The sequence below is a fragment of the Pantoea sp. Cr_R13 genome, from assembly GCF_029222565.1.
GTDB lineage: Bacteria > Pseudomonadota > Gammaproteobacteria > Enterobacterales > Enterobacteriaceae > Pantoea > Pantoea eucalypti.
This window is the reverse complement of sequence record NZ_JARHXL010000013.1, coordinates 846,490-864,480: the sequence shown is the minus strand read 5'-3', so window position 1 is coordinate 864,480 and position 17,991 is coordinate 846,490. Positions and strand designations below refer to the sequence as shown.

Annotated in this window: 18 protein-coding genes; 9 read left to right on the top strand and 9 right to left on the bottom strand. The window is 55.4% G+C overall.

Annotated features, from left to right (window positions below; all coding sequences use genetic code 11):
* The first annotated feature begins 47 nt into the window (after window positions 1–47).
* Window positions 48–1,466, top strand: a complete 1,419-nt coding sequence (locus tag P2R09_RS11740) for a hypothetical protein (protein ID WP_275769880.1) — start codon at window positions 48–50, stop codon at window positions 1,464–1,466.
* A 43-nt stretch (window positions 1,467–1,509) separates the two neighbouring features.
* Here P2R09_RS11740 and P2R09_RS11735 read toward each other — a convergent pair whose 3' ends face one another.
* Genes P2R09_RS11735 through pspA form a run of 6 tightly spaced genes read right to left on the bottom strand, consistent with a single transcriptional unit; the run spans window position 1,510 to window position 5,524 of the window.
* Window positions 1,510–2,571, bottom strand: coding sequence for a YcjF family protein (locus tag P2R09_RS11735; RefSeq protein WP_275769878.1), 1,062 nt, complete (start codon window positions 2,569–2,571; stop codon window positions 1,510–1,512).
* Window positions 2,568–3,965 (bottom strand): YcjX family protein, encoded by a 1,398-nt coding sequence (locus P2R09_RS11730; protein WP_008925258.1) that lies wholly within the window; start codon window positions 3,963–3,965, stop codon window positions 2,568–2,570. Before P2R09_RS11730 ends, P2R09_RS11735 begins: the two co-directional genes overlap by 4 nt.
* Complete coding sequence (pspD, locus tag P2R09_RS11725) at window positions 3,946–4,194, bottom strand: phage shock protein PspD (protein ID WP_003853796.1); 249 nt, start codon at window positions 4,192–4,194, stop codon at window positions 3,946–3,948. The genes P2R09_RS11730 and pspD overlap by 20 nt, the downstream gene beginning before the upstream one ends.
* Before the next feature lie 54 nt (window positions 4,195–4,248).
* Complete coding sequence (gene pspC / locus P2R09_RS11720; protein WP_275769873.1) at window positions 4,249–4,599, bottom strand: envelope stress response membrane protein PspC; 351 nt, start codon at window positions 4,597–4,599, stop codon at window positions 4,249–4,251.
* Window positions 4,596–4,823, bottom strand: coding sequence for an envelope stress response membrane protein PspB (gene pspB / locus P2R09_RS11715; RefSeq protein ID WP_003853799.1), 228 nt, complete (start codon window positions 4,821–4,823; stop codon window positions 4,596–4,598). Before pspB ends, pspC begins: the two co-directional genes overlap by 4 nt.
* A 35-nt stretch (window positions 4,824–4,858) precedes the next feature.
* Entirely contained in the window at window positions 4,859–5,524 is a 666-nt protein-coding gene (gene pspA / locus P2R09_RS11710; RefSeq protein WP_008925259.1) for a phage shock protein PspA, read from the bottom strand.
* A gap of 163 nt (window positions 5,525–5,687) precedes the next feature.
* Here pspA and pspF point away from each other — a divergent pair, with 163 nt between their 5' ends.
* Window positions 5,688–6,689 (top strand): phage shock protein operon transcriptional activator, encoded by a 1,002-nt coding sequence (gene pspF, locus P2R09_RS11705; protein ID WP_275770686.1) that lies wholly within the window; start codon window positions 5,688–5,690, stop codon window positions 6,687–6,689.
* 106 nt (window positions 6,690–6,795) lie between these two features.
* On the opposite strand, the gene P2R09_RS11700 is transcribed toward pspF, so the two are convergent.
* A complete protein-coding gene (locus tag P2R09_RS11700; RefSeq protein WP_275769869.1) occupies window positions 6,796–8,031 on the bottom strand; it encodes an MFS transporter in 1,236 nt (411 codons plus the stop codon).
* Window positions 8,032–8,526: 495 nt separating this feature from the next.
* Here P2R09_RS11700 and sapA point away from each other — a divergent pair, with 495 nt between their 5' ends.
* From sapA to P2R09_RS11665, 7 genes are all read left to right on the top strand, one after another.
* A complete protein-coding gene (gene sapA / locus P2R09_RS11695) occupies window positions 8,527–10,152 on the top strand; it encodes an ABC transporter substrate-binding protein SapA (RefSeq protein WP_003853805.1) in 1,626 nt (541 codons plus the stop codon).
* Window positions 10,149–11,114: a putrescine export ABC transporter permease SapB gene (gene sapB, locus P2R09_RS11690; protein ID WP_003853807.1), complete on the top strand. Its 966-nt coding sequence runs from the start codon at window positions 10,149–10,151 to the stop codon at window positions 11,112–11,114. The genes sapA and sapB overlap by 4 nt, the downstream gene beginning before the upstream one ends.
* Window positions 11,101–11,991: a putrescine export ABC transporter permease SapC gene (gene sapC / locus P2R09_RS11685; protein WP_078804454.1), complete on the top strand. Its 891-nt coding sequence runs from the start codon at window positions 11,101–11,103 to the stop codon at window positions 11,989–11,991. Before sapB ends, sapC begins: the two co-directional genes overlap by 14 nt.
* A complete protein-coding gene (sapD, locus tag P2R09_RS11680) occupies window positions 11,992–12,987 on the top strand; it encodes a putrescine export ABC transporter ATP-binding protein SapD (protein WP_003853811.1) in 996 nt (331 codons plus the stop codon).
* A gap of 1 nt (window position 12,988) precedes the next feature.
* Entirely contained in the window at window positions 12,989–13,792 is an 804-nt protein-coding gene (gene sapF, locus P2R09_RS11675; RefSeq protein ID WP_275769866.1) for a putrescine export ABC transporter ATP-binding protein SapF, read from the top strand.
* Window positions 13,793–13,933: 141 nt separating this feature from the next.
* Window positions 13,934–14,722: an enoyl-ACP reductase FabI gene (gene fabI, locus P2R09_RS11670; RefSeq protein ID WP_003853816.1), complete on the top strand. Its 789-nt coding sequence runs from the start codon at window positions 13,934–13,936 to the stop codon at window positions 14,720–14,722.
* Between the two features lie 217 nt (window positions 14,723–14,939).
* Entirely contained in the window at window positions 14,940–16,052 is a 1,113-nt protein-coding gene (locus P2R09_RS11665) for an oxidoreductase (protein WP_275769864.1), read from the top strand.
* A gap of 5 nt (window positions 16,053–16,057) precedes the next feature.
* On the opposite strand, the gene P2R09_RS11660 is transcribed toward P2R09_RS11665, so the two are convergent.
* Together P2R09_RS11660 and P2R09_RS11655 are read right to left on the bottom strand one after the other, a co-directional pair.
* Window positions 16,058–16,954, bottom strand: coding sequence for a LysR family transcriptional regulator (locus P2R09_RS11660; protein ID WP_275770684.1), 897 nt, complete (start codon window positions 16,952–16,954; stop codon window positions 16,058–16,060).
* A 187-nt stretch (window positions 16,955–17,141) separates the two neighbouring features.
* Window positions 17,142–17,870, bottom strand: a complete 729-nt coding sequence (locus tag P2R09_RS11655; protein WP_275769862.1) for a YoaK family protein — start codon at window positions 17,868–17,870, stop codon at window positions 17,142–17,144.
* Window positions 17,871–17,991: the final 121 nt, after the last annotated feature.

Sequence of the window (17,991 nt, the reverse complement as noted above, 5' to 3'; positions counted from 1 at the left end):
CGGCCCGTTCAGGCTCTGAGAAATGGTCAGATTAAAAAGGATGACAGATGTTCGCCACTGATAACGGCATAAGCCGCAATAAGGTGTTTTTGCTTTTTGCGACAGTATTTCTGCTTGCGTACAGCCCCGCTTATTTAACGCATTACGCCTATACCGATGACTGGACGAATCTCTATTGGGCTAATTTTGACAGGCTCAGTATTTTAAACTGGGACACATTATCCGGCAGGCCGGTTTATGGCATTATCCAGTACAGCGCTTCCTTTCTGGTCGGGAGTGTAGAGCGTCTGGCACTGCTGCGTTCAGTCTCGATTGTTCTGCTCATTTTTACCGGGTATTACATTTATACCCTGTGTCAGAAAATGGCACTTCTTGAGAGTCAGGCTCAGCGAATCACATTTTCGCTATTGCTTTGTCTGCTGCCTTCCTTCCAGGTTTATATCGCCTGGGCATCCTGTTTCCCCTATATCGCTGCAATTTTGCTGGCGGGAACAAGTTACCGTTTTTCCATTAAAACGGGCATGACCAGTCGCCTTATCGCGTTCTGTCTGCTGACCCTTGCCTTCTGTCTTTATCAACCGGCAGCGATGACCCTTACCTTCTTTGCCGCGCTTGACCTCTGCTTTTCAGAAAGAAAAGTCGATACGAAACGTGCAGTGATCTCACTGATGGTTCTGGGTGCGGGCATGTTCGCTGCGCTGATCGCGTCAAAGGTACTGCCCGTTCAGCTTTATGGTCATACGTTGCCACGTTCAGCATTCAGCTACGACATCCCGGTTAAGCTGAAATGGTTTTTCACCGAATACCTTAAGAACGTTATATGTAATTTTGACCTCGGCGCAAAAACGGTGTCGGTGATCATCTCATCGATCATTATTGGGTCTGGACTGAAAAAAATTAAAGCAGCAGGCAACGACAAATTCTATCTGATGTTTGTTTTATTGCTGATCGCCGCACTGCCTAATCTGATCGTCAGTGAAAGCATGGCGGCTTACCGTACCCTGATTGCCGGTGCAATGATTACCACCAGTGCGTTTATTCTCGGCCTGTTTGAAATCAGCAAAAAATTAAAATGGAAAAATGCATTTTTTGCACTGCTCGTGATCGCTGCCGCCTCGCTGTCGATAAGTCATTTAATCAACGGCTATTCCGTGCCGGCTCGTAAAGAGTTTGCCCTGCTCGATCAGGCAATTACCCGGCAGGTGCCAAAGGAATTTAAAGGGGCGCTCTATTATCGCCTGACCGGTGAGTACCTGCCGAAGGTTGCGACGTTGCGTAAGTATGATGATTTCGGGGGGCTGGGCCTGAGTATGTCCTGGACATTTGCCGGGATGGCGCATTTTATCAGGGAGAAAAATGGCATGGCCTTTACGCTGCCTGCAAACCCGGTGATTACAGATGAATCCGCCTGTCCGGGTGAGTGTCTGATTATCGATTCACGGCAGGTGCTGCGCCAGCCTCACTGATCATCAAAGGCGGCTATGCCGCCTTTAATGTGTCACGCGAGGTTCAGGCTGATTTGTTACCGCCCTTCTGCAGTGCCTCTTTCAGCTGGCCCAGCAGTTCGCGCCGAAAATCGCCAAGCCGTGGCTTATCCTGCTCCAGCCACGGCAGTGGACGACAAAGCTCCATCGCTTTGATGCCCAGCCTTGCAGTCAGCAGACCGGCACCAATGCCCTGGGCAGCACGCGTGGAAAGCCGGGCAGCGATATCCTGCGACATCCAGTCCATTCCCACTTCCCGCACCAGTTCGGACGCGCCGGCAAAAGCCATATTGAGCAGCACCAGGCGGAACAGCCGGATACGGCTGAAGTAGCCCAGCTCGATGCCGTATATCGCCGCGATGCGATTGACCAGCCGCAGATTACGCCAGGCGATAAACGCCATATCCACCAGGGCCAGCGGACTGACCGCAATCATCAGTGTTGCTTCCGCAGCATGACGACTGATTTCACGCCGCGCCTGCCTGTCCAGAACGGGCTGCACCAGCTGCGCATACAAGCGCACGATTTCGCTGTCATTGTGGGTTTCGTGCAACGAGGCATGCCAGCGCTGCAGGGCCGGATGCGCCTGATCCAGTTCAGCCTGCTGGGCCAGCTTTTCGCAGAAGGCCCGACCTTTACCGATACCATGACTGTGTAATAGCTCACGGCCCACATCCCGCACTTCGGCACGCTGACGCAGCTGGTAGAGCCGACGCCACTCAGTGGTCAGTGCGCCGACACCCGCCAGCACAATAAGTCCGCCTGCTACGCCGCTCCCCAGTGAAAACCAGTCGCGTGCCAGCCAGGCGTCATGCGTCCACTGCACTCCCTGCGCAATCACGCTGACGCCAAACAGCAGTGCGCCTGCAGTCACCATTTTGCGCCACAGACTGCGTTTAGGTTTCAGAGCCGCTTCCACTGCGCGCTCCCCTGCACCTTCTTCTTCTACGGCAACATCTTCATCCTGCACTGCCAGAAACGCAGCCTGCGCGTCCGCTTCAAAGGTCTGCGCCGGACGCAGCGGCGTGGTGGTGCTCTCATCCAGCGGGCGAGCAAAATCGATACGCGGCTTCAGCGGATCACTCATCGCAATTTATCTCCCAATAAAAATTCCAGCGCGGCATCCATGCGGATATGCGGCAGTGGACGGTCGACGTCGAGCTGCTGCGGCCGGAACTGTTCAAACTGAAAACCCTGCTGCTGCCAGAAGGCATTGCCGGGCAGGCGTGGCGGGACTTCACCCGGATAGACGGTAAGCGGTTCACCATCATCCAGCCGGTGACCGCGCAGGGCCGGGATCTTCTCGCCACGGTGGTCGACCAGGCCACTCTGCGTCGCCTGCACCGATGCCAGCCCGATGCAGTCCATACTAATCCCCTCAAACGCAGCGTTCTGCCAGGCATCCTGCACCAGCTGCTGCAACAGCGAGACCATGTTGCCGTGCTGATCGCTGGTGATGTGATCCGCTTTAGTCGCAGCAAACAGTAATTTGTCGATCACCGGTGAGAAGAGCCGGCGAAACAGAGTGCGCTGGCCGTAATGAAAGCTCTGCATCAGCTGAGTCAGCGCCAGCCGCATATCATTAAACGCCTGAGGACCACTATTCAGAGGCTGGAGGCAGTCAACAAGCACGATCTGGCGGTCAAAACGCAGGAAGTGATTTTTATAGAAGCCCTTCACCACATGCTGGCAGTAGTAGTTAAAGCGCTGCTGCAGCATGCTGAAGTTACTCCCCTTATCCGCCTGCGCCAGCTTAGTGAGTTGCGCCTCATCAGCGGTCGGCCAGGGGAAAAACTGCAGCGCAGGTGCGCCTGCCATATCGCCAGGCAGCACGAACCGGCCAGGCTGAATAAAGTGCAGGCCTTCAGATTTACAGCGATGCAGGTAGTCAGTCCAGGCCGCAGCAATCTCTGCCAGCTGGGTTTCATCGGCGGGAGCAAGCGGATCGAGTTTTTCGCAGAGCGTGCGCCAGGGTTTGGCCCACTCCGCACGATCGCCCTGCAGCAGTCCGTTCATCTGCCGTGACCAGGCGAGGTAATCCTGCGCCAGCATCGGCAGATCCAGCAGCCATTCTCCGGGATAGTCGACAATTTCCAGATAAAGTGTCGCCGTCTCTTTCAGATGACGCAGCAGCGAATCATTGGGACGGTAACGCAGCGCCAGACGCATTTCGCTGACGCCACGGGTAGGCGTCGGCCAGGCGGGCGGCGTGCTGTAGAGTTGTGCCAGGCCTTCGTCGTAGGTAAAGCGCGCGGTTCCCATGTCTCGCTGCGGCACCCGTTTGACGCCCAACAGTCGCTCATCCCGCACAACGGAAAACAGCGGCAAACGTGCGCCGCTGTGAACCGTTAAAAGCTGATTAACCAGTGAGGTAATAAAAGCAGTTTTACCGCTGCGGCTTAATCCGGTGACCGCCAGCCGAAGGTGGCGATCAACGCCACGGTTCATTAACGCCATTAATTCAGTTTGCAGTCTTTTCATCGTTCTCCCTGATGAAGCGCGATGCCACCCGATTCATCACGCGTTTCAGCAATGGCTCAAGTGCCACAGCCAGCAGAAGACGTAACGGGCGTCGCGCTACCGATTTCACCGCCCAGCCTGTGACACCGGCGGGACCGTAGGTAACAGCATTGATAATGATAAATTTAGCCGCCGACTTCAATGCAGGTGCCGCGCGGTGGCGAAAAGCAGTGGATCGCGAAAAAGACATCAACACCTCCATTGAGAGAGCGGACGGGCCCGTAAAAGCCCGGCAATAATATAATCAAATCTGGCGGAAGCGGCTGCGTACGCTGAAAGTTTCAGACGTCACATAACGCTCCACGTCGCGCACGCTGCGCTCATCGCGCTGCAGCGCACTCTCCAGCTGGTCCAGCAGCTCGCTGGCGCTGGGCTGACGTTCGTCCTCCGTGAGATTGGCGGGTTTAACATCCAGCACAAAACCCAGCACGAAATAGGCGACCACCGTAAACATAAACAAGCCAAAGAACAGGGATAAGACCACAATGACCCGAAGCAGACGCACCGGAATGTCGAGATACTCCGCCAGACCTGCACAGACGCCCATCAACTTTCCTTCGTCAGGCTTGCGCCACAACTTACGGCCTTTCATCATGGCTGCCTCCAGTTAGGGTGTTCGGCATCCAGAATCGCTTCCAGCGCGTCAATGCGTTCACGCATCCGCTGTGCATCCTGTGTAACACGCTGCAGGCGCTGGATTTCGCTTTGCGACAGTTCCGAACCGCCGTTGCGTTTGTTGTTGTAATGCAACCATAACCAGATCGGTGCGACAAACAGCACGAAGATCGTTAAGGGTATGGCGAGAAAAAGTGCGCTCATTGACTCTCCTTAATCACTTATTGCAACGTCGATGATTACTCACTGCGGTTCATTTTGGCTTTCAGCGCATTAAGCTGCTGGCTGATTTCATCATCCGCTTTCAGGTCAGTAAACTGCTGGTCCAGGGTTTTTGGCTTACCGAAACCGTGGCTTTCTGCTTCCGCTTCCATGTGGTCAATGCGACGTTCAAAAGATTCAAACCGGGCCATCGCTTCGTCGATTTTACCGCTGTCCAGCTGACGACGAACATCGCGTGATGAAGAGGCCGCCTGGTGACGCAGCGTTAACGCCTGCTGGCGGGCACGTGTTTCAGTCAGCTTTTTCTCCAGCTCACTGATTTCGCCTTTCATACGTTCCAGCGTCTCTTCCACCTGGCCCACTTCCTGTTTCAGAGAAGCGATAAGATCAGTGAGTTTCTGTTTTTCGATCAGTGCTGACCGCGCCAGATCATCTTTATCCTTGCGTAGCGCCAGTTCCGCTTTTTCCTGCCATTCGGCCTGCTGGATCTCTGCCTGCTCAATACGGCGTGACAGCTGTTTCTTTTCAGCCAGCGCCCGCGCAGAGGTGGAACGCACTTCGACTAAGGTGTCTTCCATTTCCTGAATCATCAGACGGACCAGTTTCTGCGGATCTTCAGCACGCTCCAGCAGGGAATTAATGTTGGCATTTACGATGTCAGCGAAACGAGAAAAAATACCCATAATGATGTTCCTCTTTTAATGTTTTAAAACGTGTTGCCCTGCTTAGTTAATACAAGATGCGTGCCAATTTTTATCGCATTGATTTTGAAGGAATTTGATATTTTACAGCCCCGTCCGCATGTTTTAAGATAGTCAAAATGATTAAGGGATGGCGAAATTCATCATGACAGGCACTAACGATAATCTTTTAGGTGAGTCGAACAATTTTCTGGAGGTTCTTGAGCAGGTCTCCAGACTGGCTCCGCTGGAAAAGCCGGTTCTGGTGATTGGCGAGCGCGGAACGGGTAAAGAGCTGATCGCCAGCCGTCTGCACTATCTCTCTGACCGCTGGCAGGGACCGTTTATCTCGCTGAACTGCGCCGCACTGAATGAGAACCTGCTCGATTCTGAACTCTTTGGTCATGAGGCCGGTGCCTTTACCGGTGCGCAGAAGCGCCATCTCGGACGTTTTGAGCGTGCTGATGGTGGCACGCTGTTTCTGGATGAGCTGGCAACCGCGCCGATGCTGGTGCAGGAAAAGCTGCTCAGGGTAATTGAATATGGGCAGCTGGAGCGTGTCGGCGGCAATCACTCCCTGCAGGTGAATGTGAGGCTGGTTTGCGCCACTAACGAGGATCTCCCTGCGCTGGCGGCAGAGGGGAAATTCCGTGCCGACCTGCTGGATCGTCTGGCCTTTGATGTGGTGCAGTTACCGCCCCTGCGCGAACGCCGCAGCGATATTCTGGTGATGGCCGATCATTTTGCCATCCAGATGTGCCGCGAACTCGGCCTGTTACTTTTTCCTGGTTTTACCGCTCAGGCGCAGCAGGCTCTGCTTGATTACCACTGGCCCGGCAACGTCCGTGAGCTTAAGAACGTAGTAGAACGCTCAGTCTATCGCCATAACAGCAGCGAGCAGTTGCTGGATAACGTCATTATCAACCCATTTGCTTCACGTCCTGAACCGGTTGCGCTCATCCGTGCCAGTCAGAACGCGGAGAGTAACGACCTGCCCGCCCTGCCGCTGGATCTGCGCCAGTGGCAGAATCAACACGAGCGGGATCTGGTTGAAGCCAGCCTGCAACAGGCACGCTATAACCAGCGTCGCGCCGCCGGGTTGTTAGGTGTTACCTATCATCAGCTGCGCGCGATGATGAAAAAGCACGACATAAAAGCCGAAAACTAAACAGGGCGACGATGACATCTTTGTCTCTTCGTTTTGTTTTCTGGTTAATCGCTGTCATAACTGCCTGGTAACGTCCTGGCTGCTTTAGCAGGAACAAAAACAGCAATTACATTTTTTGCGGCTTAGTGCCCATTTTGTCAGGTTGCCTGAGGGTCGGAACCAGCAGGACGGCTGCTGTCACAATGACCACGGCCAGTGCTGACATCAGCAAAACATTGTCTGTGCCATATTGTGCCGCCAGCGGCCCCGCAACCAGTTGACCAAAGGGAATGGAGATAAAGGAACCCATCGCATCATACGCGTACACGCGAGCCAGTTTATCGGCTGGGATATGAGTCTGTAATGAATGCGCCCAGGTTACGCCAAACAGGCCTAATGAAACGCCAGCGATAAAGAACCCCGCAATCAGCCATGCTGCTGATGCATTCAGGCTCAGCATCATTATCGGGAGTGCACAGAGACCTGCCAGCATAGCGCCAATCAGAAGATCACGACGTGGATGCCATTTCATAGCCAGAAATGATCCAGCAATTAAACCTGCGCTATGGGCGGCCACAATTATCCCCCACTGCGCCCGCCCGAAAGAGGCGTCGGCAATTATCGGGCCATAGACTTCTACAATGCCATTAAACGCGACGTTGATAATGGCGAACTGAAGAACTATCGACCAAATCCAGCTTCGCCCTGCAAATTCTGCCCAGCCTTCTTTAATATCGCCCAGGATATTGCCTTGCACCGTCCCGCCATTATTCGGGCTCACACGCATAAGGAAATAAAGCGGCGCGGAGACCGCAAATCCCAGTGCATCTATCGCCAGCCCCCAGCCCGGCCCGACAGCACTGGTCATCACGCCTCCCAGCGACGCTCCCAGTACCGTGCCGCCATAAACACTGAGCTGAATGAAAGCATTGGCCTGACGCAGGTGCTGTGCAGGCACGACCTGTGGAACCAGCGCAGAGGAAGCTGGCAGAGCAATCCCCGATGCCGCGCCATTCAGCGCGCCCAGCAAGGAGAGGCTTATTACTGTGGCTGAACCCTCAAGCACAGTCCACGCAACGAAAGCCTGAGAAACAGCAGCTATCAGCGCCGATACAACTAATACCCGACTACGTGAGTAGCGGTCGGCAACCACACCGCCCACAAGCAGAAACAGCACGTTGAACAGGGAGCGGGACGCCACCACGACCCCTAAATCAGAGGCAGACCCATCCATATCAAGAACCGCAAAGCCCAGCGCGATGGGCGCGATTCCATTGCCCAGCACGGTAAACAAACGTCCGAAAAACAGATAACGAAAGGAGGGATAATGGAACGCCTGAGCGCTTTTCTGGAATTTAGTCATTGTACGGCGTTGGTTGGGCAGAGGTTGAGCTTATAGTAACGGCGTTTCTGTAATAGTTAAGTCCGGTTTTAAGCCGGTCTTGCTCAGGTAAATGCCAGGCCATTACAGATCGCATGCTGTTTTACTCTTTTTTCCATCCCCATGCCTTCATGCAAAACCGCAATCAGTGCACCTGTTCATTCAGCGGTGATCCTGATCTTCAGAACTATGCACCCGCCAAAAAAAAGCCCGCCATGAGGCGGGCAACAATACTGGAAGCAATGTGAGCAATGTCGTGCTCTTCTTCGGCAGAGCCACCGTCGAAGCGCATATGAATAATAATCATTCCTATTATCATTTGTAAAGCACCCGTTGAGAATTTTTCTCATTACCACACCTTCTGTGCGCTCTTTTTCCTGATGCAGGATGAAAAACAGCCTGGTAGCCGCTGCAGGTTTTGGGACAATGCCCGCTTTGAGATACACTCTGCCTAATGCCTCAAAATCGTTGAGTTCTATGTCAAAACTACTATGTTCGCTGTTGCTCAGCCTCAGCGTGTTGAGTGCCCCTGCGTGGTCAGCGCCTGCGGGTGATATCCGCCAGACCGGCTTTGTCTATTGCGTCAGCGGCACGCTGAATACTTTTAACCCGCAGATGGCCAGCAGCGGGCTGACTGTCGATACCCTGGCGGCACAACTTTATGACCGCCTGCTGGATGTTGATCCCTACACCTATCGTCTCAAACCCGATCTTGCGTCCAGCTGGGAAGTGCGCGACAACGGCGCAACGTATCGTTTTCATCTGCGTGGCGGCGTGCAGTTTCAGCAGACCAATCAGTTCCACCCTACCCGACCGCTGAACGCAGACGACGTTGTTTTCAGCTTCGAACGGATGTTTGACCGTAATCACCCCTGGCATAACGTCAACGGCGGTAACTATCCCTATTTTGATAGCCTGCAATTTTCCGACTCAGTGCAGAGCGTGAAGAAAATCGACAGCAGGACGGTTGAGTTCAGACTCAACAGCCCGGATGCGTCGTTCCTGTGGCACATGGCGACCCACTATGCGCCGGTGCTGTCGAAGGAGTATGCCGACCAACTGACCGCTCAGGGACACCAGGAAGAGATGGACAGGCAACCCGTTGGCACCGGTCCTTATCAGCTCAGCGAATATCGCACCGGCCAGTACATCCGTCTGGCGCGCAATCCTCACTACTGGAAGGGTGTTCCGCGTCTGCAACAGGCGGTAATCGATCTGGGGTCTGGCGGTACCGGACGGCTCTCCAAACTGTTAACCGGCGAATGCGATGTATTGGCCTATCCAGCGGCCAGCCAGCTCAGCATTCTGCGCGATGATCCGCGCCTGAGGATGACCCTGCGTCCTGGCATGAACATCGCCTATCTGGCTTTTAATACCCGCAAGCCGCCGCTCGACCGTCCTGAAGTGCGTCACGCGCTGGCGCTGGCAATCAACAATGAGCGGCTGATGGAGTCGATTTATTACGGCACCGCCGAAACGGCTGCCTCCATATTACCGCGCGCGTCCTGGGCCTATGACAATGATGCGCGTATTACCAGCTATGATCCGGACAAATCCCGGGCCGCGCTGGCGGCATTGGGCATCAGCGATTTGCATCTGCGACTGGTGGTGCCAGTGGCATCGCAGTCCTGGAATCCCAGCCCGCTGAAAACCGCCGAATTGTTACAGGCGGATCTGGCACAGGTTGGTGTGCGGCTGACGATTGTACCGGTAGAAGGCCGTTTCCAGGAGGCGCAGCTGATGGCGATGAACCATGATCTGACGCTGTCAGGCTGGGCCACTGACAGTAACGATCCTGACAGCTTCTTCCGTCCTCTGCTCAGTTGTGCGGCGATTCGCTCACAGACCAATTACGCGCACTGGTGCTCGCCGGCCTTTGACGAAACACTGCAGAACGCCCTGTTATCACAACAACTTTCGGGGCGCATCGACAGCTATGACAAAGCGCAACAGATTCTGGCACAGGAGCTACCGGTACTGCCGCTGGCATCCTCTCTGCGGCTCCAGGCGTTTCGTCATGATATCAAGGGGCTGGTGCTGAGTCCGTTTGGCAACGCCTCGTTTGCCGGGGTTTATCGTGAAGCTGATGAGGGGAGTAAATGATTATCTATATTTTGCGGCGCCTGCTACTGCTGCTCATCACCCTGTTTCTGCTGTCGCTGGTCAGCTTCAGCCTGAGCTATTTTACCCCCAATGCGCCGCTGGAAGGCGCTGCCCTCTCCGACGCCTGGTGGTTCTGGTTTAAAGGGATGCTGCAGTTTGATTTCGGCGTCTCCAGCACTAACGGTCAGGAGATTGGTTTACAGCTTCGCGAGGTGTTCCCGGCCACCATGGAGCTCTGTATCCTGGCGTTTCTGTTTGCGCTGCTGGTGGGCATTCCGCTGGGAATCTGTGCCGGTGTGATGCGCAACAAATGGCAGGATAAAACTATCAGTGCGCTGGCGCTGATTGGCTTTTCTGCGCCGATCTTCTGGCTGGCGCTGATTCTGACGCTCTTCTTCTCGCTGACGCTGGGCTGGCTGCCAGTGTCAGGTCGTCACGATCTGCTTTATCCGGTTCAGAACGTCTCTGGTTTTGCGCTGATTGACGCCTGGCTGAGTCGTTCTCCGTGGCGACATGAGATGATTATTAGTGTCCTGTCGCACCTTATCTTGCCGGTGCTGGTGCTGGCGATGGCACCGACAACAGAGGTGATACGTCTGCTGCGCAACAGCACCAGCGACGTGATGGACAAAAATTATGTCAAAGCGGCCGCCACGCGCGGTCTTTCACGCTTTACCGTCATCCGCCGCCACGTGCTGCATAATGCCCTGCCGCCGGTGATTCCACGTCTTGGCTTGCAATTTTCCACCATGCTGACGCTGGCGATGATTACGGAGATGGTCTTTAACTGGCCTGGTCTGGGACGCTGGCTGATTAACGCGATTCGCCAGCAGGATTATGCGGCGATCTCAGCCGGTGTCATGGTTATTGGCGGACTGGTGATCCTGGTGAATGTGATTTCTGACGTCATTGGCGCGGCCATGAATCCGCTGAAACATAAGGAATGGTATGCCGTCCGATAATATCTACGCCGAAAAACGCCTGCCCAGCGCATTTCGTCAAAGCTGGCATCATTTCTACGGCAACCCGATTTCAATGGTCGGACTATATGGCTTTGGCGCACTATTACTGCTCTGCCTGTTTGGCGGTCTGATAGCGCCCTACGGTATTGACCAGCAGTTTCTGGGCTATCAGCTGCTGCCCCCCTCCTGGTCACGCTACGGCGATGTCTCGTTCTTTCTCGGGACTGACGATCTGGGTCGCGATGTACTGAGCCGCCTGCTGAGTGGCGCAGGCCCCACAGTGGGTTCTGCGATTCTTGTGACGATCTCCGCCACCCTCGGTGCGCTGGTATTGGGCGTGCTGGCGGGCATGACGCACGGTATCCGCTCGGCCGTCATGAACCATGTCCTGGACACCCTGCTCTCGATTCCGTCGCTGTTACTGGCAATTATCGTGGTGGCGTTTCTCGGGCCACGACTCGAACATGCGCTGCTGGCCGTCTGGCTGGCATTGATGCCACGTCTGGTCCGCGAAATATACAGCGCCGTGCATGATGAGCTGGAAAAGGAGTATGTGGTGGCTGCTCGCCTTGATGGCGCTCGCGGTCGCAACATTCTGCGCTATGCCATATTGCCCAATATACTGCCGCTGCTGATTACCGAAATAACCCGCGCGCTGTCGATGGCCATTCTGGACATTGCCGCACTCGGCTTTCTCGACCTTGGCGCGCAGTTGCCTTCGCCGGAATGGGGCGCGATGCTCGGCGATTCACTGGAGCTGATCTACGTCGCACCCTGGACCGTTATGCTGCCCGGCGTGGCGCTGATGGTGAGTGTATTAATTGTTAACCTGCTCGGTGACGGCATCCGTCGCGCCGTCGAAGCGGGAGTGGAATAAATGCCGTTACTCGATATCCGTAATCTCACCATTGAATTTATGACCGCTGACGGGCCGGTCAAAGCCGTTGACCGCGTTAATCTGACGCTGGGCGAAGGCGAAGTCCGGGGACTGGTCGGGGAATCCGGCTCCGGTAAGAGTCTGGTCGCCAAAGCTATCTGTGGCGTCACCAACGATAACTGGCGTGTCACCGCTGACCGCATGGTGTTTGATGATGTGGACCTGCTGCGCTTATCACCGCGCGAGCGTCGTCGCATTATCGGACACAACGTCTCAATGATTTTTCAGGAGCCGCAATCCTGTCTGGATCCCTCAGAGAGCATTGGTCGCCAGCTGATGCAGGTGATCCCGCGCTGGACATACAAAGGGCCATGGCTGAAACGCTTCTGGTTCTGGCGCAAAACCCGCGCTATCGAACTGCTGCATCGCGTCGGCATTAAAGATCACAAAGATATTATGCGCAGCTTCCCTTATGAGCTGACTGAAGGTGAGTGCCAGAAAGTGATGATCGCCATTGCGCTGGCTAACCAGCCGCGCCTGCTGATTGCGGATGAACCAACAAATGCCATGGAACCGACCACGCAGGCGCAGATTTTCCGCCTGCTGAGCCGTCTCAACCAGAATAACAACACCACTATTCTGCTGATCAGCCATGACCTGCGCACAATGAGTCAGTGGGCAGATCGAATCAACGTGATGTACTGCGGTCAGACGGTGGAAACCGCCCAGAGCGAAGATTTGATGAGTACGCCGCATCACCCTTATACCCAGGCGCTGATTCGGGCCATGCCCGATTTTGGGCGTGCCCTGCCGCATAAAAGCCGTCTTAATACCCTGTCGGGCGCGATTCCGTCGCTGGAGAGTTTACCGATTGGCTGTCGTCTGGGGCCTCGCTGTCCCTATGCCCAGCGAAAATGTATCGAAACGCCACGGCTCACCGGCAGCAAAACACATCTCTACGCCTGTCATTTCCCGCTGAATATGGAGGGCCAGTAGCATGGAGACCCTGCTGGAAGTGCGCAACCTGAGTAAAACCTTTCGCTACCGTACGGGCCTGTTTCGCCGTCAGCACGTTGAAGCAGTGAAATCAGTAAGCTTTACCCTGCGTGAGAAACAGACGCTGGCGATTATCGGCGAAAACGGCTCGGGTAAATCCACCCTGGCGAAGATGCTGAGCGGCATGGTCGCCCCCACTGAAGGTGAGATTCTGATTGACGATCATCCACTGACCTTCGGGGATTATGGCTATCGCAGTCAGCGCATCCGGATGATTTTTCAGGATCCCTCAACCTCACTGAATCCGCGACAGCGCATCAGTCAGATCCTGGAGTTTCCATTGCGGCTCAATACCGAGCTCAATGCGGAAGAGCGTGAGAAACGCATCATTACTACGCTTCGTCAGGTTGGCTTACTGCGCGATCATGCCGGGTACTATCCTCACATGCTGGCCCCCGGTCAGAAACAGCGTCTGGGTCTGGCGCGTGCATTGATCCTCCAGCCTAAAGTCATTGTGGCCGACGAAGCGCTGGCCTCGCTGGATATGACTATGCGGTCCCAGCTGGTGAATCTGATGCTGGAGCTGCAGGAGAAGCACGGGATCGCCTACATTTATGTCACGCAGCATCTGGGCATGATGAAGCACATCAGCGATAAAGTGCTGGTGATGCATCAGGGCGAAGTGGTCGAGCGCGGCGGCACGGCGGACGTGCTGGCCTCCCCGCTGCATGATCTGACCCGACGGCTGATCAGCAGCCACTTTGGCGAAGCACTGAGTGCGGAAGCCTGGCGGCGTGAGCGCTGATTTTTGCTGCATATCGCGGAAATTGCGGGGCGATTTACCTGATTTATGAGAGACGTGCTAGAATCCGCACGTCGATTAACGTCGGTCGCTTACTTTTTAACCATGCGGCCGCCAACTACAATGACCATAAGGATTACAGCTATGGGTTTTCTTTCCGGTAAGCGCATTCTGATTACTGGCGTTGCCAGTAAACTTTCCATCGCCTACGGTATTGCACAGGCGATGCACAAACAGGGCGCAGAACTGGCTTTCACCTACCAGAACGACAAGTTAAAAGGTCGTGTGGAAGAGTTTGCCAAAGAGTTGGGTTCAGACATCGTGCTGCCATGTGACGTAGCTGAAGATGAGAGCATCAAATCTCTGTTCACTGAACTGGCAAAAACCTGGCCAAAATTTGACGGTTTCGTTCACTCTATCGGTTTCGCGCCTGGCGACCAGCTGGTAGGCGACTACGTGAACGCCGTGACTCGTGAAGGCTTTAAAATCGCGCATGATATCAGTGCTTACAGCTTCGTCGCGATGGCCAAAGAGTGCCGCGAGATGCTGAATCCACAGTCTGCGCTGCTGACCCTCTCATACCTGGGTGCTGAGCGCGCAATCCCGAACTACAACGTGATGGGTCTGGCGAAAGCGTCGCTGGAAGCTAACGTGCGTTATATGGCGAACGCCATGGGGCCGGAAGGCGTGCGTGTTAACGCCGTTTCTGCGGGTCCAATCCGCACCCTGGCAGCTTCAGGCATCAAAGATTTCCGTAAGATGCTGGCGCATTGCGAAGCGGTCACCCCGATTCGCCGTACTGTCACCATTGAAGATGTCGGCAACTCAGCAGCCTTCCTCTGCTCTGATCTGGCTGGCGGCATCACCGGTGAAGTGGTACACGTTGATGGCGGCTTTAGCATCGCTGCAATGAACGAGCTGGAACTGAAATAAGTTCTGCAAGGGCGAGCCTGGCTCGCCCTTCTCTTTATCCCCGCCTCGCTCTTCCTGCCTGATTTCGTTCCCGTTATACCGTAACGCTATTAATTATCACCGATCATTCTTTTGCCCCGGCCTGCCCATCAGCGACGATAAGCCTGACCTTCGGTTTATGCACATTTTCAGATTTTGCCGCCTGCATGCCGAACCCGATTTTGCAAAAGGATTGATCATGGAACAACGCCGCTATCCGGGCCATAACCACTGGTTTTATGAAAGCCAGACCAGTCCACGTATTGCTCAGGCCGCACCGCTGGTGCCAGAGGCTGCCCATATTGATGACCGTTTCCTGCTGGGATGCTACGCCGATAATACCGTAGTGCAGTCACTGCTGCGCACGCATCAGCCGGCCCTGCTGGCCGCGCGCGATCTGGCACAATTGCTTTTTCCTGATCGCGTCAACAACTCACTCACCCACACCTTAACGCTTTACGATCGCCTCAGCACTGCGCTAACCGTCGCGCAGGTCGCGGGCGTGCAGCGGTTGTGTAATCACTACTCTGCCCGATTAAATCCGTTGCCCGGGCCCGACTCCTCACGCGAGAGTAATAATCGCCTGACCCAGATCACACAGTATGCCCGCCAGCTGGCGATGCAGCCTGAGCTCATCAACGCGAGCGCGATCACCGCCCTCGATGCGGTCGGCCTGACTGAACCCGATATTGTCACGCTGAATCAGGTGATCGGATTTGTCAGTTACCAGGCACGCGTGGTTGCCGGATTGCAGGCGCTGCAGGGTCAGCCGGTACGCTGGCTGCCGGGCAGCACCCTGCCCCCTGATGCTGATTCCACCGGTTTTGACCAGCCTGCCCGCTGGCAGCCCGTGCTGAAACCGCTGGAGTTGCGCTATGCCAGTGCTGAGCAGCTCGCTGCCGTTACCCGCTGTCAGTCGCTGCCCGGCATGCAGGAGGCGGTATGGCTGCTGGCCCATGATCCCTCGGCGCTCTATGGCTGGGCGCAGCTGTGTCAGCATCTTTCTCAGGAGGATACGCTGGCCGAGGCAACCGCCGCGCGTATTCTGGGCAGTCGCTGGGCGTTCCGGCTGCTGGACGGGAACGACATCCTGATTGAGGGTGTTGAGGAGACGGCATCAAAAGGTGAAGAACAGCTGATTATTGCGCTGTCGGTACAGCTGACCCGGTCACCTGAGCGATTCAGCGCCGCCCACCTGCAACCGCTGATGGAGGCTGGCTGGGAGGCTGAAGCGTTGTTCGCGCTAATACAGCGTGTTGCGCTAGGCAACTGGAACAGCCGCCTGTTTTACGCGCTGGGCGAGGCGGAGTAACTGCGTTATACCGGCAGCAGACCACGGGCTTCGTCGAAAAAGTGCTGTGCCAGCGGTGTGGCACGGCCAGGTTCGGCTATCACCAGTGCCGCCTGACGTGCCATCGGCGGCAGCGTAATGCCGCGCTGCTGCAGTCCCTGCAGTGAAGCGGGCAGCAGGTGACCAACCGGCGACACCAGCAACCCCAGCCCGACCTGTGCACACTGCATCAGTTGCATAATAGAGGCACTCTCTACGATCACTCGCGGCACCAGTGCCGCTTCGCGAAACGCCATATCAATGTAGCGCCGGAAATAGCGCGTGGGCTCCGCCAGACAAAGTGGCTGTTGAGCCAGTTCATCCAGCGTCAGCGGGGTTTCCCCCACCAGCTCGGGGAAATGGTCGGGATGGAATACAGCTTCAGCGCCCCGGTCTGCCAGCATCTCGGTCTGAAAATGGAGTTCCCGTAGCGTCGCCATCTCGAAAAAACCGATACCGACATCCACGGTGTGGCTATTGAGCGCTTCAAGCAGCTGATCCGCACTCAGTACCGCAATGCGGTAGTCGAGCTGAGGATAACGCGCCTGCACCGCTTTCAGCAGCAACGGCAGCGCCATGCTGCACTGCGGCACCACGCCAACCCGCAGCGTGCCGTTCACCCCATGTTTCAGTGATTCAACTTCCAGCTTCAGCCCCTGATATACCGAAACAATTTCCCGCGCCCAGGCCAGCACGCGATCGCCCTCTGGCGTAAATCCGGCAAAGTTATTGCTGCGGTTAATCAGCGGCAGTCCCAGCTCGCGCTCCAGGTTTTTCAGGCGCATCGAGAGCGTTGGCTGTGTAACAAAACTGGCTTCTGCGGCCCGCCCGAAATGGCGCTCACGCTCCAGATTACACAAGTAAATCAATTGTTTAATGTCGATATTAATTATCCATCTGCAGGTTAAAGCGTGTTTTCTTCACTGTCTCGCTGTCAGAGTCAATCCAAGTTAAGAGTGGAATGTTACCCTGCTTACTCATGGCGGTTTTAACCGCACGGTTCATTGGCGCAAGGGGAACGATGAATCAGCAACCGATGTGCCCTGAAAAAGCGGCAGAGCGTATGCCCCTCTACATCTTCACGACCGCTGTTTTCGCGGGTTTAATGAATATGGCATTCAGCGCCAGACAGATTAAGCCGAACCCCACTGGTAGCAAAAAATCGTAGCCTAGCACCCGGTAAAGCCCGATTCCGGCTATTCCTCCTGCGAGGAAAGCCAGCAATGTCAGCGTGTGCAGTCGCAGCCGGTCCAGATAAAGCGGCGCATCTTTCGGCGAGGTTTTACGCCGCAGCACCTCAAACAGCATCGCCATTTCAATGCCGATGTCGGTCGCCGTGCCAGAAATATGGGTTGTACGAACACGGGCATTAGAGATCCGCGTAACAACCGCATTTTGCAACCCCATCAGGAAGCTCAGGCTCATGATTAACACCACGCCAGGTGACAGTGGCGGAAAGTGATTCTCGATCACTCCCAGCGCAATCAGCGCGGTGCCCTCCAGCAGGATGACAAACGCATAGATAGTGCGGATGTTTCTGCGGTGTCCGGCATTAATGACGAGGGTCGAAAACAGGGAACCCACAATAAACAACAGGACGATCGACAGAAAAAACAGGCCGGGCCCCAGATTCGCTTTTGCCAGATGATCGGACAGCAGCGAGACATTCCCTGTCATATTGGCTGAAAAAAAACCGACGATCTCAAAGGCTGCGGTATTCAGCGCGCCCGCAGCAGCGGCAAGCGTGCAGGCGAGTCGGGTATCGGCGCTATTACTGCGGGCATGGGTGCTGGTTAGCATGACGACCCTGTGTTCAATGGAAAGCCTTATAATCCGCCGAATCTCTGCCCGCGACAAGGCGCTGCGTCAAACTCGCCCCTCTCTGCCATGCTTTGCTTAGCAGCCAGCTACTCAGCACGCT

What these genes read in the sequence shown, in the direction of transcription:
- pspA (WP_008925259.1), bottom strand. Translation starts at nt 5,524, where the DNA reads ATGGGTATTTTTTCTCGTTTCGCTGACATCGTAAATGCCAACATTAAT.
- sapD (WP_003853811.1), top strand. Translation starts at nt 11,992, where the DNA reads ATGCCGTTACTCGATATCCGTAATCTCACCATTGAATTTATGACCGCT.
- pspF (WP_275770686.1), top strand. Translation starts at nt 5,688, where the DNA reads ATGACAGGCACTAACGATAATCTTTTAGGTGAGTCGAACAATTTTCTG.
- P2R09_RS11700 (WP_275769869.1), bottom strand. Translation starts at nt 8,031, where the DNA reads ATGACTAAATTCCAGAAAAGCGCTCAGGCGTTCCATTATCCCTCCTTT.
- fabI (WP_003853816.1), top strand. Translation starts at nt 13,934, where the DNA reads ATGGGTTTTCTTTCCGGTAAGCGCATTCTGATTACTGGCGTTGCCAGT.
- sapB (WP_003853807.1), top strand. Translation starts at nt 10,149, where the DNA reads ATGATTATCTATATTTTGCGGCGCCTGCTACTGCTGCTCATCACCCTG.
- sapF (WP_275769866.1), top strand. Translation starts at nt 12,989, where the DNA reads ATGGAGACCCTGCTGGAAGTGCGCAACCTGAGTAAAACCTTTCGCTAC.
- pspD (WP_003853796.1), bottom strand. Translation starts at nt 4,194, where the DNA reads ATGTCTTTTTCGCGATCCACTGCTTTTCGCCACCGCGCGGCACCTGCA.
- P2R09_RS11740 (WP_275769880.1), top strand. Translation starts at nt 48, where the DNA reads ATGTTCGCCACTGATAACGGCATAAGCCGCAATAAGGTGTTTTTGCTT.
- sapC (WP_078804454.1), top strand. Translation starts at nt 11,101, where the DNA reads ATGCCGTCCGATAATATCTACGCCGAAAAACGCCTGCCCAGCGCATTT.
- P2R09_RS11730 (WP_008925258.1), bottom strand. Translation starts at nt 3,965, where the DNA reads ATGAAAAGACTGCAAACTGAATTAATGGCGTTAATGAACCGTGGCGTT.
- P2R09_RS11735 (WP_275769878.1), bottom strand. Translation starts at nt 2,571, where the DNA reads ATGAGTGATCCGCTGAAGCCGCGTATCGATTTTGCTCGCCCGCTGGAT.
- sapA (WP_003853805.1), top strand. Translation starts at nt 8,527, where the DNA reads ATGTCAAAACTACTATGTTCGCTGTTGCTCAGCCTCAGCGTGTTGAGT.
- P2R09_RS11665 (WP_275769864.1), top strand. Translation starts at nt 14,940, where the DNA reads ATGGAACAACGCCGCTATCCGGGCCATAACCACTGGTTTTATGAAAGC.
- pspB (WP_003853799.1), bottom strand. Translation starts at nt 4,823, where the DNA reads ATGAGCGCACTTTTTCTCGCCATACCCTTAACGATCTTCGTGCTGTTT.
- pspC (WP_275769873.1), bottom strand. Translation starts at nt 4,599, where the DNA reads ATGATGAAAGGCCGTAAGTTGTGGCGCAAGCCTGACGAAGGAAAGTTG.
- P2R09_RS11655 (WP_275769862.1), bottom strand. Translation starts at nt 17,870, where the DNA reads ATGCTAACCAGCACCCATGCCCGCAGTAATAGCGCCGATACCCGACTC.